The organism is Nodosilinea sp. FACHB-131, from assembly GCF_014695395.1.
GTDB lineage: Bacteria > Cyanobacteriota > Cyanobacteriia > Phormidesmidales > Phormidesmidaceae > Nodosilinea.
Map to the genome: position 1 here is coordinate 518,136 of NZ_JACJOF010000027.1, position 16,140 is coordinate 534,275.

Annotated in this window: 15 protein-coding genes; 8 read left to right on the plus strand and 7 right to left on the minus strand. The window is 54.7% G+C overall.

Annotated features, from left to right (window positions below; all coding sequences use genetic code 11):
• The first annotated feature begins 226 nt into the window (after positions 1–226).
• Complete coding sequence (locus H6F75_RS18695; protein WP_190753935.1) at positions 227–1,381, plus strand: acetamidase/formamidase family protein; 1,155 nt, start codon at positions 227–229, stop codon at positions 1,379–1,381.
• 93 nt (positions 1,382–1,474) lie between these two features.
• Here H6F75_RS18695 and H6F75_RS18700 read toward each other — a convergent pair whose 3' ends face one another.
• The 4 genes from H6F75_RS18700 to H6F75_RS18715 all read right to left on the minus strand — a co-directional run bounded on the left by H6F75_RS18700 (position 1,475) and on the right by H6F75_RS18715 (position 5,172).
• Entirely contained in the window at positions 1,475–2,086 is a 612-nt protein-coding gene (locus H6F75_RS18700; protein WP_190753936.1) for a heme-copper oxidase subunit III, read from the minus strand.
• A complete protein-coding gene (locus H6F75_RS18705; RefSeq protein ID WP_190753937.1) occupies positions 2,070–2,273 on the minus strand; it encodes a hypothetical protein in 204 nt (67 codons plus the stop codon). The genes H6F75_RS18700 and H6F75_RS18705 overlap by 17 nt, the downstream gene beginning before the upstream one ends.
• A gap of 16 nt (positions 2,274–2,289) precedes the next feature.
• The gene (ctaD, locus tag H6F75_RS18710; protein WP_190753938.1) at positions 2,290–3,966 is read right to left on the minus strand and encodes a cytochrome c oxidase subunit I; all 1,677 of its coding nucleotides are present in this window, start codon (positions 3,964–3,966) and stop codon (positions 2,290–2,292) included.
• A gap of 207 nt (positions 3,967–4,173) precedes the next feature.
• The gene (locus tag H6F75_RS18715; RefSeq protein ID WP_190753939.1) at positions 4,174–5,172 is read right to left on the minus strand and encodes a cytochrome c oxidase subunit II; all 999 of its coding nucleotides are present in this window, start codon (positions 5,170–5,172) and stop codon (positions 4,174–4,176) included.
• A gap of 499 nt (positions 5,173–5,671) precedes the next feature.
• On the opposite strand from H6F75_RS18715, the gene H6F75_RS18720 reads away from it, so the two are divergent.
• On the plus strand, positions 5,672–5,947 hold the full coding sequence (locus tag H6F75_RS18720) for a hypothetical protein (protein WP_190753940.1): 276 nt from the start codon (positions 5,672–5,674) through the stop codon (positions 5,945–5,947).
• Between the two features lie 170 nt (positions 5,948–6,117).
• Here the strand turns inward: H6F75_RS18720 and H6F75_RS18725 are convergent, their stop codons facing one another.
• Positions 6,118–7,101, minus strand: coding sequence for an RNA polymerase sigma factor, RpoD/SigA family (locus tag H6F75_RS18725; protein WP_190753941.1), 984 nt, complete (start codon positions 7,099–7,101; stop codon positions 6,118–6,120).
• 877 nt (positions 7,102–7,978) lie between these two features.
• On the opposite strand from H6F75_RS18725, the gene murI reads away from it, so the two are divergent.
• The 3 genes from murI to H6F75_RS18740 all read left to right on the plus strand — a co-directional run bounded on the left by murI (position 7,979) and on the right by H6F75_RS18740 (position 11,195).
• The gene (murI, locus tag H6F75_RS18730) at positions 7,979–8,824 is read left to right on the plus strand and encodes a glutamate racemase (RefSeq protein WP_190753942.1); all 846 of its coding nucleotides are present in this window, start codon (positions 7,979–7,981) and stop codon (positions 8,822–8,824) included.
• 701 nt (positions 8,825–9,525) lie between these two features.
• Positions 9,526–10,497 (plus strand): solanesyl diphosphate synthase, encoded by a 972-nt coding sequence (gene sds, locus H6F75_RS18735; RefSeq protein WP_190753943.1) that lies wholly within the window; start codon positions 9,526–9,528, stop codon positions 10,495–10,497.
• Positions 10,498–10,724: 227 nt separating this feature from the next.
• Positions 10,725–11,195 carry a CYTH domain-containing protein gene (locus tag H6F75_RS18740; RefSeq protein ID WP_190753944.1) on the plus strand — a complete coding sequence of 157 codons (471 nt, stop codon included), beginning with the start codon at positions 10,725–10,727 and terminating at the stop codon, positions 11,193–11,195.
• A gap of 17 nt (positions 11,196–11,212) precedes the next feature.
• On the opposite strand, the gene cruG is transcribed toward H6F75_RS18740, so the two are convergent.
• Both cruG and cruF read right to left on the minus strand, forming a co-directional pair.
• Entirely contained in the window at positions 11,213–12,427 is a 1,215-nt protein-coding gene (gene cruG / locus H6F75_RS18745) for a 2'-O-glycosyltransferase CruG (RefSeq protein ID WP_242020121.1), read from the minus strand.
• 151 nt (positions 12,428–12,578) lie between these two features.
• A complete protein-coding gene (gene cruF, locus H6F75_RS18750) occupies positions 12,579–13,499 on the minus strand; it encodes a gamma-carotene 1'-hydroxylase CruF (protein WP_190753945.1) in 921 nt (306 codons plus the stop codon).
• Positions 13,500–13,779: 280 nt separating this feature from the next.
• On the opposite strand from cruF, the gene H6F75_RS18755 reads away from it, so the two are divergent.
• The 3 genes from H6F75_RS18755 (at position 13,780) to H6F75_RS18765 (ending at position 16,116) form a co-directional block, all read left to right on the plus strand.
• Positions 13,780–15,009 (plus strand): GNAT family N-acetyltransferase, encoded by a 1,230-nt coding sequence (locus H6F75_RS18755; protein WP_242020124.1) that lies wholly within the window; start codon positions 13,780–13,782, stop codon positions 15,007–15,009.
• A 14-nt stretch (positions 15,010–15,023) separates the two neighbouring features.
• The gene (ruvX, locus tag H6F75_RS18760; RefSeq protein ID WP_190753946.1) at positions 15,024–15,449 is read left to right on the plus strand and encodes a Holliday junction resolvase RuvX; all 426 of its coding nucleotides are present in this window, start codon (positions 15,024–15,026) and stop codon (positions 15,447–15,449) included.
• 103 nt (positions 15,450–15,552) lie between these two features.
• A complete protein-coding gene (locus H6F75_RS18765; RefSeq protein ID WP_190753947.1) occupies positions 15,553–16,116 on the plus strand; it encodes a DUF3727 domain-containing protein in 564 nt (187 codons plus the stop codon).
• Positions 16,117–16,140: the final 24 nt, after the last annotated feature.

A 16,140-nucleotide genomic window follows, 5' to 3' on the forward strand; every position in this document is an offset into this window, starting at 1 on the left:
CTCGCTGTTCACGACCAAACTGACAGCCTACCTAGCACCAACGACCGATTGAATCCTGTCCTTAGCAGCGGTACGCCCCACGAAAGCGACCATTTTCCCGTCTTGGCCGCAAAGATCGGTCTAAAGGTGGTTTTTGCCAGAATTTAGGTAATAAACATTACAACGGCGGCGCCTAGAACCCTGTTCACTAGATTTGGTCAATTAGGCGTTTATGGTCAGTTAGCCGATGAAATTGTTTAAGCGAATTAAGCGCCAGTCGCCCCTGAAAGCGTCCAAACGGCTGTTGCAGCTTGTCAGTGGAGTTGGGGTTTGTCTGCTGGTGGCAACAGCCTGGTCGTCGTGGTTTGATCCCGCTGCCGCCCAGTTTGAAATCTACGACGTTCAGTCAGTGCCCGGCAACGTGATTTGGGGAGAGTTGTTTAAGCCTGATAGCGAGCCGATTCTAACCGTCAAATCGGGCGATCGCATTCGCATGGAAACGGTTTCCCACGAAGGCATTCTGGCCGATCAGGGCGACACCGTTGAGTTTTTGACCGGCGGCGGCATCAAGGCCGATGACATTCTGCCCGATCAGCTCACCATCAAGGGTACCGTGCCTAAATCTGGGCCAGGCCCTCACGTCATCACCGGGCCAATCTACGTTGAAGATGCCGAACCCGGCGACGTGCTCGAAATCAGAACCCTCGACATTGCCTACCGCGCCCCCTACGGCGTTATCTCCAACCGCCACGGCAAGGGGTCGCTACCGGGCGAATACCCCGAAAACGATGCCCCCATTTACACCAAGATCATTCCCATCGACGCCGAGCGGGAAATTGGTATCTTTAAGCCCTCTAACGGGCTACCGGATCTCGAAATTCCCCTCAAGCCGTTTATGGGTCTGATGGGTGTAGTTCCCGCAGCGGTGGAGGACGCGGCCAACTCCGTACCCCCTGGCCTCTATGGCGGCAACGTCGACATCAAGCATCTAGGTCGAGGCAGCAGTCTGTACCTACCGGTGCAGGTGCCCGGCGCGCTGTTTTACTCGGGCGACCCGCACTGTGCCCAGGGCAATGGCGAAGTGGCCTTGACGGCGATCGAGTGTTCCCTCTTACCCACCTTTGAGCTAGTGCTGCACAAAGATATGGAGCTGCCTGCTCCCATGGGTGAAACCGCCGACGCTTGGATTGCCGTTGGCCTAGACACCGACCTAAACGAAGCCATGAAAAAGTCGGTGCGCGAATACCTGCGCATCATGGAAGAAAAGTACGGGCTAACTAAAGCTGATGCGCTGCTCTACGGCAGCGCCGATATCGACTTTGAGGTGTCTCAGGTCGTGGATATCGTCAAGGGCATCCATGGCGTGATTCCCAAGGACCGCTTTACCGCGCTGGAGAAGTAGCGATCGCTTAAGCAACCCACACGGTAGGGCATAGCGCAAAAAGAACCCCGGTTTCTTGAGAAACCGGGGTTCTGCGTTTTAGGGACAATTGGCCTAGATCAGCGTCAGCAGGTAGATGAGGCTAAACAGCACAATCCACACTACGTCCACAAAGTGCCAGTAGATCTCGGCCATCTCAGGGCCAGTGTGGGTGATGTCGGTGTAGTGATTGGCGCGGCGCGATCGCCACAGCACCCCCAAAATCAGCAACAGCCCGATGAACACGTGGGCTCCGTGGAACCCTGTTGTCAGATAAAAGCAGTTGCTAAACAGGTTGGTCTTGAGGCCATAGCCCAGGTTCATATACTCATACACCTGGCCGGCCAAAAAGATGGCGCCCATGGCAGCGGTGATGCCAAACCACTTGCGCATGCCCGCCAAGTCGTTCTTCTTAATCGCCTTGGTGCCCAGGTTAATTACCCAGCTGCTCGACACCAGAATGAGGGTGTTCACCGCCGGCAGCAGCAGCTCAACCTCGGTTTCTTCCGGCGGCCACTGCACGTGGCTGCCGCGAAACACAAGAAATACGGCAAAAAAGCCGGCAAACATCAGAAATTCTGAGGCCAAGAAGGTAATTAAGCCCAGCACCCGCAAATCCTGGTGCTCTTCGTGGGCCGCCACCTCGTGGCCAGTGACCACAGGGGTAGAATCAATTGCGCCTTGCATAGGTTATCTGGGGTAAAGGGCAGGGGGTGGATGGGGTGAAGCAGGATAGGAGCAGACTGGCCTCGATGCGATCGCCCCGGCTGGACTTATATTCAAGCGTAACCCGATCGCCTTTGACTAGCAGGGTACTGGGGCGATCGCCGTGAGAAAACTTACCAAAGTTAGAACTCTCAAGTCCTGAGGTCAACGCTGGGCCTAGCTCCCTACGGTCGCGACGTTGGCAGCGGCTCACCCGCCGGGCCTACCTCATCCGCTCTCTCCATACCGTAGGCGTAGGGACCGTGGGTCAGCACCGGCAGCACCTCCCAGTTTTCGATAATCGGCGGCGAGTCGGTAGTCCACTCCATCGTCATGGCATTCCAGGGGTTGGGGCCAGCTTCCTTCCCTTTCATCCAGCTCCAAATCACATTGAAGTAGAAAGGAATCACCGACACCGCCAGAATGTAGGCTCCCACCGTCACTAGCTGGTTCAGGTGGGCAAACTGCGGGTCATACATGGCAACCCGGCGAGGCATGCCCTGCATACCCAGGTTGTGCATGGGGGTAAAGGTGAGAATGGTGCCAATGAAAGTCAGCACGAAGTGCACCTTGCCCAGGGTCTCATTCAGCATGCGCCCGGTGATTTTGGGGAACCAGTGGTAAATCCCCGAATAGATGCCAAACACCGAGCCGCCGTACAACACATAGTGGAAGTGGCCCACCACGTAGTAGGTATCGTGCACGTGAATGTCAAAGGGAGCTGCGCCCAACGTGACGCCGCTGAGGCCGCCAAACACAAACATCGACAGCAGGCCCACCGCAAACAGCATGGCGGTCGTGTAGCGAATCTTGCCGCCCCACAGCGTCGCCACCCAGCTAAAGATTTTGATCCCCGTGGGCACCGCCACAATCAACGTTGAGATAGTGAAGAAAATCCGCATCCAGGGGGCCGTGCCGCTGGTGAACATGTGGTGCACCCACACAAATAGCCCCACCAGGCAGATGGTGAGAGACGAGTAGGCGATCGCCTTGTAGCCAAAAATCGGCTTGCGAGCGTGCACTGGGATCACCTCCGACATAATGCCAAAGATGGGCAAAATCATCAGGTACACCGCCGGGTGCGAGTAAAACCAGAACAGGTGCTGATACACCACCACGTTGCCGCCCGCATCGGGCTTAAAGAACGAGGTTCCAAAGTTGATGTCAAACAGCAGTAGCACCATGGCCGCCGCCAGTACCGGCGTCGCAAACAGCGCCAAAACTGAGGTAGCCACCATGGCCCAGCAAAACAGCGGCATCTGGTCCCAAGCCATGCTGGGCACCCGCATCTTCCAGATCGTGACCAGAAAGTTTACCGATCCCAAAATGGAGGAAGTACCCACCATAATCAAGGCCACGCACCACAGAGTCTGGGGCAGGTTGGCGGTAATCTCGCTCAGAGGAGGGTACGAGGTCCACCCTGACTGAGCACCACCGCCCAGGAAAAAGCTGGCAGCCAGTACCGCACCCGCAGGTGGGTTAAGCCAAAAGGCTATGGCATTGAGCTTAGGGAACGCCATGTCCCGTGCTCCAATCATTAGCGGAATCAGGTAGTTGCCAAACCCCCCGATCGCCGCCGGCACGATCCACAAAAAGATCATGATTGTGCCGTGGTTAGTCAAAAAGGCGTTGTAGAGTTCGGGGCTCAGAAAGTCAGAGTTGGGAGTGGCCAGCTCAGTGCGCATCAGCACCGCCATAAAGCCGCCCACCAGGTAAAACAAAAACGATGTCACCAGGTACTGAATGCCAATCACCTTGTGATCAACGTTAAAGGTGAAGTAGTCGTACCACTTCCACTTGTCCGGATGGCCGTGGCCACCCTGGAGCTCCGTGGGTTTGATCGAAACATCTGCTTGAGCCATAAATCGTTTGCTAATGAGGGCTATAAAAACTGCGGGGTACGGCGGTTTAAGGGATTCATCACAAATTGGGAAATTTTGCAGGTTGGGGGAAACGGAGTGCAATCCAGCAGTGCCTAACTTTGTTGAGTTCTGCTGGCACTTCACCCAACCCACAAATTAACCCTGACCCAGCACTAGACCGTTTAGGTGAAGCCGGTGAGATTGGTGTTAGTGATTCACTAAACCTGTTTGGGCGATTTGAACTGGAGATCTTGCCAAATCGGGAGCGATTTCCGCCAGGTACTCAGCATCGGTAGCCTTCTCAATGGGTTGAGCCACGGTGGTGGTGGGCGTCGCCTCGGCTACACGACTGGCCACCCAGTCAGCGTAATCTTCGGGGGAGTGCACAATCACCTGGGTTCGCATGGCGCCGTGGTAGGACCCACATAGTTCAGCACAGACTACTGGATAGGTGCCCTCGCGGGTTGCTACAAAACGCAGTTCACCGGGTTCACCGGGCAGGGCGTCCTGCTTCAGGCGAAACTGAGGCACCCAAAAAGAGTGAATTACATCCTGGGCCTCAATTTTAAGCTGCACGTCTTTGTCTACGGGAATGTGCAGTTCTCCATCGGTAATCCCCGTATCGGGGTAGCGAAAAATCCAGGCGAATTGCATACCCGTCACGTTGACCGTCACATCGGGCTGATTCATCTGCACCAAGGGGCTGGCACCAAATCCATAGACTTGGGTTTTGCCAAAGACAGTGTCATCGTCAAGGCCCTGGGCTAGTAGTAGGGGGGCCACATCAATTACCGATTGCTGTGGTGCCATTGCCACCATGGCACCGTGGCCGTGGTGACCACCGGGCGAAAAGCCGCCCATTTCCTGAAATACCACAACGCTGTACAGGCCTAAACCCACAACAATCACAGCGGGAATAGCGGTCCAAAATGCCTCTAGGGGCAGGTTGCCCTCAATGGGCAGACCATCGGTATCATCGCCCTTAGGCTGGCGAAAGCGAATCAGCGAATAGACGATCGCCCCCTGCACCACAATGAACAGGGCTGTACCAATAGTCATCATGACGTTAAATAGGTCATCTACCAAGGGTGCCTGCTCAGACGCTTGCACCGGCAGTAGATTGTGGTTTTGCCCCACCCAAAGACTGATCAGAGTGACGGCAATACCGAGAATCAGTGTCCAAAAGGGGGCGGGAATTTGTTTCATGGCTACTCTCCTAGGGAGATGTTGCGAAGGATGCAAACCTCAGCCTCGTGAGGATATACATCTGGAACGTGCGAATTAACTACCAGGGCTAAAAAACCATCAGCCATGTCTCTTCGCATGCTAAAGGTCAGATCTAGTCTGGCTTAAGAAACTTCTGATTTGCTTCAACTCTGTCAACGAACCGCGTCATCTTTGTAAAGCTATGTAACTTCTGGGGTCGTCAAGAAACCAGGACTTCCAAAAAAAACCATCCTTAGGGTCTAACGCAGATCCTGCCAAATTGGAGACGGTTAATGGTTGGCTGTAGTGTTTTGAAACTCAATTCTCTCTAAACGCTGCTAGCAAAAAGGCATAGCCCCTGTCGTTAAATGCTGGGTTGCCGAGTTACATTTTCTTGCATATCAGGGTAGTGGCTGAGGAATGGGCATTCTAAGCCCATTGCTCGGGTCACAGACTTGACTGACGGCTGCGGGCTTTTGTACCCAGGGAGAAATTGCACATGGACTTTCCGATGGCCTCTAGCCAGCCCGATGTTCGCAAAGAAGCCCTTGTGGCCCTAACGGCCCAGTTTGTTAAGCAGGGTCATCCCCCCAGCTATGCCCAGCACATGGCTACTGCTTCTATCTTTCAGGCCGATTTAGAACTGCGTAACGCCCAGTTCAGCCGCCTGATCGCTTGGCTTAAAGAGTCTCATGCTGACATCTACCCCAAGGCGCTCGAAATTGCTGAGGACGTGCGGCAAGAGTTTGAGAAGCGCGTCACTGGTGAGTTTTAGCTAGAGCTGCTGCCGCTACCCACCCCCTCAATCCCCCCAATCCTTTCAGAAATGGCGAAATAGGCGATCGCATCCCACCAGGCACTACCTAATTTTATAAAGCAAAAACCGCCCCTTGCTCCAGACAAGTCTATCCTGAGCAAGGGGCGGTCAGCAGTCGGCACAATCACTTAACTGGCAATGTAACCATGCATGGTGGATTTGCGGCGGCGCAGGTGCTTGAGAGCCTGTTGCTCTAGCTGACGCACCCGCTCGCGGCTAATGTTCATGCGGTTGCCCACCTTGGCCAGCGACAGCTCATTGCCATCCTCAAGACCGTAGCGCAGGGTGATCACCTCTTTCTGTTGAGGGGTAAGCTCAGACAGTAGATTGCGAATGTCCTGCTTTAGCGACTCTTGAGCGGTGAAGGTTTCAGGCGAAATGCCGTCGTCTTCCAGCAGCTCTTGCAGCTCAGTATCCTGGTTGTCGCCAATGCGCACATCTAGCGAAATAGGCTGCCGCGCCAACACCAAAAACTCGCGAATTTGCTTGGGCTCTAGCTCTAGCGCCTCACCGATTTCGTTGGCGTTGGGGCTGCGGCCCAGCTGCTGAGACAGCTCGCGCTGCACCCGCTTGATTTTGTTGAGCTTTTCGGTGATGTGAATGGGCAAGCGAATGGTGCGTGCCTGCTGCGCGATCGCACGGGTGATGGCTTGGCGGATCCACCAGTAGGCGTAGGTTGAGAATTTGTATCCCTTAGTGGGATCAAACTTCTCAACGCCGCGCTCCAACCCCAAGGTGCCCTCTTGAATGAGGTCTAAAAATTCTAGGTTGCGCTTTTGGTATTTCTTGGCGATCGCCACTACCAGACGCAAGTTTGCCTCAATCATTTTGCGCTTGGCTCGCTCGCCCTGACGCACTGTATGGTTGAGCTGAGCCTCGTCTAAATCAGCAGCTTCGGCCCACTCGTTTAGACTGGGTTCATGGCCCAAGGTCTCGGTCAGGCCTTCTTTTTGCTCTAGCAGCGCCATATAGGACTGCACCTGCTTACCGAAGATAATCTCCTCTTCGTGGGTGAGCAGCGGTACGCGGCCAATCTCATGGAGGTAGGTTCGTACAGCGTCAGCACTGTAGAGGGGCTTGCTTTTTAACGTACGGGTCTTTGTTTTAGCCATGAATTAACCTTTGTCCTCCACTGACGATGCGGCAAACGCTGAATGCTGAAACCCAAAAATTGATAAGAAAACGATCACCTTTCAAAAATGCCTAGGCCGAATCACGGAGAGATAGCAAGCTTCTCGGCCTTATGTCGGCTTCAATACTGAACTGAGAGCAATCAAACTTGAGTTCTGCCTCGACACGCATCCCTTTGCTCTGACAGGATGCGGTTCTGCAATTTTCATCGCTGATCCTTAGCGATCAGGACTAAGTTAATCACTTGCAATACAGAGTCACCAATCTAACGGCTGTCCAGACTTGTATCTGCTGAAGCTGCGGTTTGATCAACGTTGCAAAGCCTGAGGCTGGATACGGAGGGCCAGAGTTCTCAACAAAACTCGAAGCCATTACGAGTTTACTCCTCCAGAGTATAACAACTTTCTGGTTGCGTAAAGTGCTACAGGTGTAGTTATGCGTTTGACGGGGGTAGGGGTCACTTTGTTTCCCGAAGGAGTTAGGTTAGCCAACTGCGGCAGAGCGGTCTGCATCAGATGTTTCAGTTCCAAACTGGACTTGAGGCTGATGCTTTAAGAACATCTTCATTTTCAATGATCGAAGCCTTTAGGTATGGGGGTTTCCCTCCTGAGAAAACCGAACCTGCTGCATCAACTAGCCGGAGGAGTAGATCAAAACTTTTCAAGCCCTAAGATACTGAAACTGTGTAGCAGGGGTGTGTCGGCGGTATGGCAACTCTATGGCAGGTCTGGCAGCATACTACAACCTGGCGACTCCCCATAACCTGATCTCACCGGCACTGGCACACAACCTGCTAGCGACTGCTCAAAAACCGGTAGACTCAGTGAGATTATTTTTCATCCCTAAGCATAAGCACCCATGAAAAACGGGTTAGACCATCGCCTGCTAGCTACGCGACCGACTCCTATCGGCATCTTCGACAGCGGTGTAGGCGGCCTCACCGTGCTACGAGAAATCTATCGCCAGTTGCCCAACGAGTCAGTACTGTACTTTGGCGACACGGCGCGACTGCCCTATGGCTCGCGATCGCCCGAAGAGATTCTCTACTTTGTGCGCCAAATCTTGACCTGGATGGCTGACCAGGGGGTCAAGATGGTAATTATGGCCTGTAATACCAGCTCGGCCCTAGCCCTCGATCCGGTGCAGGGTGAGTTTCCCTTTCCAGTGCTGGGGCTAATTCGGCCAGGGGCTCAAGCAGCAGCTTTGCAGGGGCGTCGCATTGGGGTGATTGCTACCCAGGCTACGGTCACCAGCCGCGCCTACACCCATGCTATTCAAGAGATCAACTCGACCTGTCAGGTGTGGGAGGTGGGCTGTCCTAGCTTTGTGCCCATTGTCGAGCAGAACCAGATTCAATCGCCTCAGGCCCAACGTGTTGCCGCTACCTATCTACAACCGCTGATTGCCGCCAACATCGATACTCTCGTTTACGGATGTACTCACTATCCTCACCTGGCTCCGGTTCTGAAGCCAATTTTGCCAACCACAACCCAATACGTTGACCCAGCAATTTCTATGGTGGCTGCCGCTGCCAAAGAACTTGATGCCCTAGGGCTCCGCAGTAGTACCCCTGCCTGGTCGACAGAGTTTTATGTAAGTGGCTCGGCTCCTGAGTTTAAGCGACTAGCCGTGCAATGGCTGGGTCACCAGCCCACCGTGCGCCAGGTCCGTTTGCCAGAACTGGTGGCTAACCCCAAGGGCTAGCCCTGAGAGCGACGCCGGGTGCTCAGTCGCTGGGCTAATACGAGCATGCCGTAGATCAGGAGTAGGTAGGCGATCGCCAGCAGCGGAATAACGGTGAGAGAAGCAGAATAGGTCATAGTTGGTAGCAGCAGATGAGAGAAGACCGTGAATGCCCGACGAGCTGCGGGTACAGTCAAAAGCAGCACAAATGCTGCAAAAAACCAGCCCCCTCTCTATAAAAGGAGCTTGCTCGCCAACAATCTTGGGTGATGACACACCCATAGAAGCCATTGAAAACGACCGAGCGCTCAGGAAACCAGTGGGAACCCACTTAGCACCGCGATCGCCTCAAACGGCCAAATAAAACAAAACCAGGCAAGCTATCTTGCCGACTCTGTTTATTTTCTTGAGAAATTCTTAAGTTAATTTTATCACGGTATTCTGCTGTCGGGTGGGAAATATGAGGCGTAAAGTTGCTGAAGTTTTGGGCTAATTTTGAAAATCGGTTCGTGCTGTTTAGCCAACGCTGTGGTGCTGGTTTAGAGCGTGTAATCCATGCTTGCCAAGGGGTTTCATCTTAGGATTGACCCTTGGCTAGGCTTTGGCCAAAGGCTGGTAGACAACAAAAAGGCTGAGCTTTTACCGATACTCCTCCTGGGGTTGTCTTAGAATGACGATAGAATATGTAAAAATTCGTAACTTTAGCGCTCTTGCCGGGGTCTATGACTTCAGTAACTTCTCTTTTCGCACCGGTTGAGTCCGACCTTGACCTGATGACCCAAAACCTAAAGGGGTTAGTCGGGGCACAGCATCCCATTTTGTCAGCGGCGGCCGAGCATCTGTTTGGTGCTGGGGGCAAGCGGGTGCGTCCAGCCATTGTTCTGCTGCTGTCCAAGGCCACCCTGCCGGGGCAAGAGATAACTCCCAAGCACCGCCGCCTGGCCGAGATTACCGAAATGATCCACACGGCTAGCCTTGTGCATGACGATGTGGTCGATGAAGCCAGTGTGCGGCGCGGAGTGCCCACTGTGCACAGTAGTTTTGGCAACCGCATCGCCGTGCTGGCGGGTGACTTTTTGTTTGCCCAAGCCTCGTGGTATTTGGCTAACTTAGACAACCTACGGGTGGTCAAGCTGCTCTCCCAGGTGATTATGAATTTGGCCGAGGGCGAGATTCAGCAGGGTCTAAACCGCTTTGATACCAGCTTTTCCATTGATGCCTATCTGGATAAGAGCTACTTCAAGACAGCATCGCTGATGGCTAATAGCGCTAAGGCGGCAGGGGTGCTGAGCGAAATGTCGGAAACCGTAATCGAGCAGCTCTATGACTACGGTCGGCATCTGGGCCTGGCCTTTCAGGTGGTTGACGATATTCTCGACTTCACTAGTTCTGATGAGGTGTTGGGTAAGCCTGCCTGCTCCGATCTGAGGAGTGGCAATTTGACTGCTCCTGTGCTCTATGCGATGGCTGAGCACCCTTTTCTCACAACTCTCATTGAGCGAGAGTTTTCTGAGGCCGATGATTTTGAGCAGGCGATTAACTTAGTACATCAAAGCAGCGGTATTTCGCGATCGCGTGAACTTGCCGCCACTCATGCTCGCCTAGCGGCAACCTGCCTAGAGCATCTGCCCCCTTCTGCCGCTCGCCAGGCCCTCCAAGACCTGACTAGCTACGTACTGCGGCGTATTTCTTAGGAAAGCTCATGTTGGCTGCTCCATCCTCCTATTGGGACGGGCACTAGGCTATGCCCTAGGGCGATCGCCCCATAGTGCTGCTGCGCTCTGCCAACGCTATTCGGGAGCGCTAACCACCTTGCATGTAGGCGGTAGTGCACAAGGGAGTTGCTAAGCCGAATTCGCTAAAATCCCTTAGGCCATAGCAAGTTAGGCTACGCTGCAAAGGTAGCTCCTAGAGCAAGTCAATGGGCCAAGAAATCGAGCGCAAATTTTTGGTGGTGGGCGACGACTGGCGGCAGGTTGCCCAGGGTGAATTGATCTGTCAGGGCTACATTCCCACTCAAGATGCACGCACTGTGCGGGTGCGGCGAGTGGGCGATCGCGCCTATCTCACCCTCAAAGGCCCAGCTGTGGGTTTAGTGCGTCCCGAATTCGAGTATTCTATTCCGGTTGCCGATGCCCAGACTATACTGGCAACCCTCTGTCAGCCGCCCCTGATTGAAAAAACGCGCTATCGCCTTCCCCTGGGGAATGTAGTGTGGGAAATAGACGAGTTTCTGGGCGAAAACCAGGGATTGATTGTCGCAGAGGTCGAGCTTACCAGTGCCGATCAAGTCGTCGACCTGCCTGACTGGATAGGCGCAGAGGTGAGTGACGACCCGCGCTATCAGAACTCTAACCTTGCTCGCTATCCCTATAGAAGCTGGAATGCCTAAAGCTTTACCCCTGTGCTCTAGTCCACAACTGGATACTGCCGCCCTCGCCATTGGGTAGGCCGCCGCAGAGAAGAGAGACCAATGCGGGCTACCGCTGCCAGGTCGGCCAGGGGCGACAGCCAAAAAGCCCAGGCTCCTGGTGCTCCTTTGAGATCGTAGGCCGTTGCTACCGCTGCCTGCATGCCCAAGCGCATCAAGAGCAATGTCATATTCACGGCGAGCAAGATCTGGAGCGCCAACGACCACAATGCGGGTGCAAAGTGCTGAAGTATCCCTAGTCCCGGTACGAGCACCCAAGGCAACCCCTGCACAACGGCCAGAAATGTCCAATCCCACCAGACCTGAGCTGCTGGAGCTGCATCTTTGAGGTCGAGAGAGCGACCCCACTCGCGCCAGGTTTCGGCCATGCCTTCGTACATGCGCACTTTTAGCAGGCGAGTGCCATCCCAAAAGCCCACTTTGGCACCCTGGGCGGCGGCGTGGCGAGCCAGGGTGACATCGTCGCAGAAAGAGGTAGAAGCGGCCTGGTAGCCGTCGAGTTTTTCGAGCAGCGATCGCCGCACCATGAAGCACTGGCCGTTAGCCATCACTCTCTGAGACGAGCCACTGGGGCTGCCCGCCGGGCCAAAGCGGTACACCAGCGTCATCAGCAAAGCGGGCTGTAGCCAAAATTCGCCGGGGTGCTTGAGAATGAACCGAGGCGCGAGGGACACGAGGTCATAGCCCTCGCTGTTCATCGCTTTAGCCAAAGCCGCCACTAGGCCAGGCTGAGGCTGAGTATCAGCGTCGATGCCCAACACCCAGGTGCTAGCGGTTGATGTCTGGCGAAAGCCGTAGTCCAAGGCCCAAGGGCGCCCCACCCAACCCTGGGGTAAAGGGTCATCCTCTAGCAGGCGCAGCCGTGGGTCGTGGGCCTGGTAAGCACTAACTACCGACTGGGTGCCGTCGGTTGAGCGGCTGTCTACAACTAAAATTTCCCGCACTTCGTAGCCCTGATGAGTCAAACCCTCCAGGCAGGGACGTATGCGCTCCGCTTCGTTGAGCGTCGGCACCACCACCGAAACCGTGCCTAGCAAATCGAGGTCGGGGGGCGCTGGAGCCAGAGGTGGTCTGCGAAAGGGACCCTGCATCAACCGCGACAGCAGTACTGCCACCATTGGCAACTGCACCACCAGCAGCACGACCGCTACAAAACTTGGCCAAGGAAATAGGGCGACCACATCAGTGGACAAAGGAGCACCTCAAAATGGACATTACAACTATGGAATCTATTGACTGTGGACTCACGAACTCAATTTCAGAATACTAAGCCTCGGATAGTATCTACCATCCGAGGCTGAGGGGTTAACTTCTAGAAATGAGCAGAAATTAGAGCTGCGCTATCTAAGAACCTTTAGTCGCCGCTACCGAAGCTTCAATGACCTGGGCGGACTCAACTAATGCACCTGACAGCTCTTCCTGGGCGGTGGCACGCCAACAGAGCACCGCAGGCAAAGCTCCAGTTAAAATTCCCAAAGCGATGGGGACGTAGAAGCCAGCCGCCAGACTCATCACCAGGGCAAAGCCGAAGTTGGCTAGGTATACGACTAGGGGGAGGGTGAGCTGCCCCTGGTCTAGCTCAGGCGAAAATTTGAAGGTTTTCCACAGGCCTAGGGCTATACCGATGAACACGACTCCGGTGCCAAGCCAGCCAGCAAAATTCTGGTAGGGCATACCAAAAAACGCGCCGGGTTCGTGCCAGTACCAGAAGGGTAGAGCGGTCTGGCTCATGGCCGGATCGAGCACAAAATCCCAAGAAGTAAGGAGTATAGACCCCAGAAACACGGCGGCTAGCGATCGCGCCCAGTTATAGCGGCCGGCACCGCCCCCAGCGGCCAAACCGCTGCGAGCCAGCAAAAACGACGCCAGTCCCAAATAAAACCACGAAAGTGGAATAGTAAAGGGCACAAGCCCGGCTACCTTGTAGCCCAACCCGTTGAGATAGCTGTAGTTGCCAAAGGGAAAACCAGTGCTGGTGCCCAGCAGCTCACTCGTGAGCGAAACACCGACTGCTGCGATCGCAAACGTGATCAAGCTACCCAGTCCTAGGGTGCGATAGGCATACAGGGCTACTGCCATAGTTCCCAGCAAAATGTAGCCAACACCGCCCCCGGCCATGCTCCACCGGAAGAGGGTTGGCCCTGCCGGCAAGTACTCTAGGATGCCAGGGTGGGGCACCACCCACAGCAGCCCGGCCAGGCCAAAGACCATGGCGACAACGTGACCGTATAGGCAAAACCGCTCGATGGCTAAAAGATTTCTCATGGTAATTCCTAGATACCGCTGGTCGGGCTGTGTAGCTCGACCTCTAATGTTCTTAATAGATGAGAGCTGAATAACAGCCATAGTTGCAATCGTCGCCTAAATCATAAGTTTTGTAAATGGTGAATTTTGCAGCCTCGCCAACGCTGAATCCTTTTCTCTACGAAAGCAGCTCTACCTGTTTAGAAGCCAGTCGACGCAGCTCTCGCCCCGCCAAGGGGCGGTGTGGAAATCCGGAAAATCGGCTAGGATGACGGCATACAGGTCAGATCTCTGAGATCCTATGGCACCTATGACGACCCCTGGCCATACCCTAACAGTAAGGCCGCTGCAATATCGCGATTTAGACGACCTAAAGCAGTGGCAGCCAGAGGATCTGGAAGCTGGCGGTGACCTTGACGCTGCCCAGGCCATTGTGACATGGCTCGATCATCAGCGCCGCTGGTATGGTCCCCTTAAAGTCTTAAGCTGGCTGCCCCGCTCTGTGCAGCAGCAAAGTCAGACTACCTTTGTAGCCGAGCGCCAAAAGAGTTTGGTGGGGTTTATTCAGGTGTCGCCGTTCAATCAAACTCGCAGCACTTGGCGGGTAGAGCAGGTGGTCATCAACCGTCGCGCTTTGGTCGACACAGCGACCTCTGGGTATGTAGCGGCCTCGGGCTATATGGATGTTGGTTCAAGGCTGCTGCGCCACTGCTTCGAGGTGATCTGGGAAGCCAGAACCTGGGTGCTCGAAGTGGATGTCAACCACACCTCGGCCCTAGCGCTCTATCGCTTCAATGGGTTTCAGCCTCTGGCTCAGATGACCTACTGGGAGATGGCATCTGAGCAGATCGAAGCCTTGGCTCAGCGTGAGCCTGATTTACCCAACCTGCTGCCGATCAGCAACGCCGATTCTCAGCTTTTGTATCAGCTGGACACAGCTTCCATGCCACCGCTGGTCCGCCAGGTGTTTGATCACCAAATTCAGGACTTCAAGACTGGGCTATTGGGCAGTGTTACCGCCACCGCTGATCGCCTGGTCAATCAGGTAGAAACCGTCAGCGCCTACGTGTTTGAGCAGCAGCGTAAAGCGGCGATTGGCCAATTTAAGCTCGCTATCTCCCGCGATGGACAGCAGCCCCACGAGGCAGGATTAACGGTGCATCCGGCCTACACCTGGCTCTACCCTGAGCTGATGACGCAGATGGCTAAAATTTTGCAGCCCTTCCCCGCTCAGTCTCTACGGCTGACCTCCCTCGATTATCAACCCGAGCGAGAGGAGTGCTTCACTCAAATTCAAGCGACTCCTGAGTCCCACGCGCTGCTGATGTCGCGATCGGTGTGGCACAAAGTGCGCGAAGCTCGCCACCTTTCCCTAGAGGGGCTACAGCTATCCGATGTGTTAACAGGCCTACAGCCTGCGGGCAAGCCGGTGCCTGGTCGCATGACTTGGTCGGCAGAGCGTTGGCAGGCTATGTTGGGGTCGCAAAAACCAGATATGGGTGCCGATGCGCCTCCTGAAGGCGATCGCTGAGGTTTTGCAAGGCTATGGCGCTGGTTTCAGCTCTGGGATTAGACATTGGTCGGCGGCGCATTGGGGTCGCGGGTTGCGATGGCACCGGCCTGATTGCCACCGGGCTGACGACGCTACAGCGGCGATCGTTTCAAGACCTAGTGGCCGATTTGCGGCACCTCGTCACAGCTCGACAGGCCCAGGTATTGGTGGTGGGGTTGCCCCTAACTATGGATGGGAAAGAGGGTTTTCAGTCTCGCCAAGTGCGTAAGGTGGCTGAGGGCCTCAGTCAGGCCCTGGCTCTGCCGGTAGTCTATGTCGATGAGCGCCTGAGTTCTGTAGAGGCCGAACATCTAATGCGTGCCTCAGGTCATTCTGTAGCTCAGGAAAAAGCCTTAATTGACCGTAAAGCGGCTGCCATCATCCTGCAGCGCTGGCTAGATGAACGGCGCTCATCATAATCAGACGCAACCGAATGGGATATTCTGATAACACCGTTCAGTGTTCATACTGGGCTGCGGTGTTGACCCACTGCGCCTGGTTACCGAGAGAAGAGTAGCCTCCATGGCGGATAATACCCAACCCATTGACGAGTCAGCCGTAGTTCTCACCGATGACGCCGGGCGGTTTTTGCCCTGTCAGGTAGAGCAGAGTTTTCAGCTCAACGATCGCGAATACCTGCTGCTGCTGCCGATTGATGCCCCCATCGAAATTTTTGTTTGGCAGCAAGACGACAACGACGACGACGTCTTAATGGATGTGGAAGAAGAGGAGATCGATCAGGTTTTTCTCACCGCTAAGGCCGTACTGGCTGAGCAAAATTTGACCCTCCAGCGCACTGCTATCACCCTGACGGCCTCAGGAGAGGTTCCCGAGGCTGAGGAAGATAACTGCCTTACCTTAGAGCTAGATGACCTCGACGACGCCGGTAATCCCGTTACTGAAGAATTTCAGATTTTGGCAACCTGCTTCTACGAGGACGAAGAATATACTCTGTGCACTCCCCTCGACCCGCTGCTGATCTTTGCTCACCGCACTAGCGATGGCTCATTAGAGGTGGTGACTCCAGAAGAGTTTCAAACTATTCGTGGCGGCCTAGAGGAAAAACTGTTTGATCTATTAGAGTAGGGACGTCCGCAACGGAGATTATCG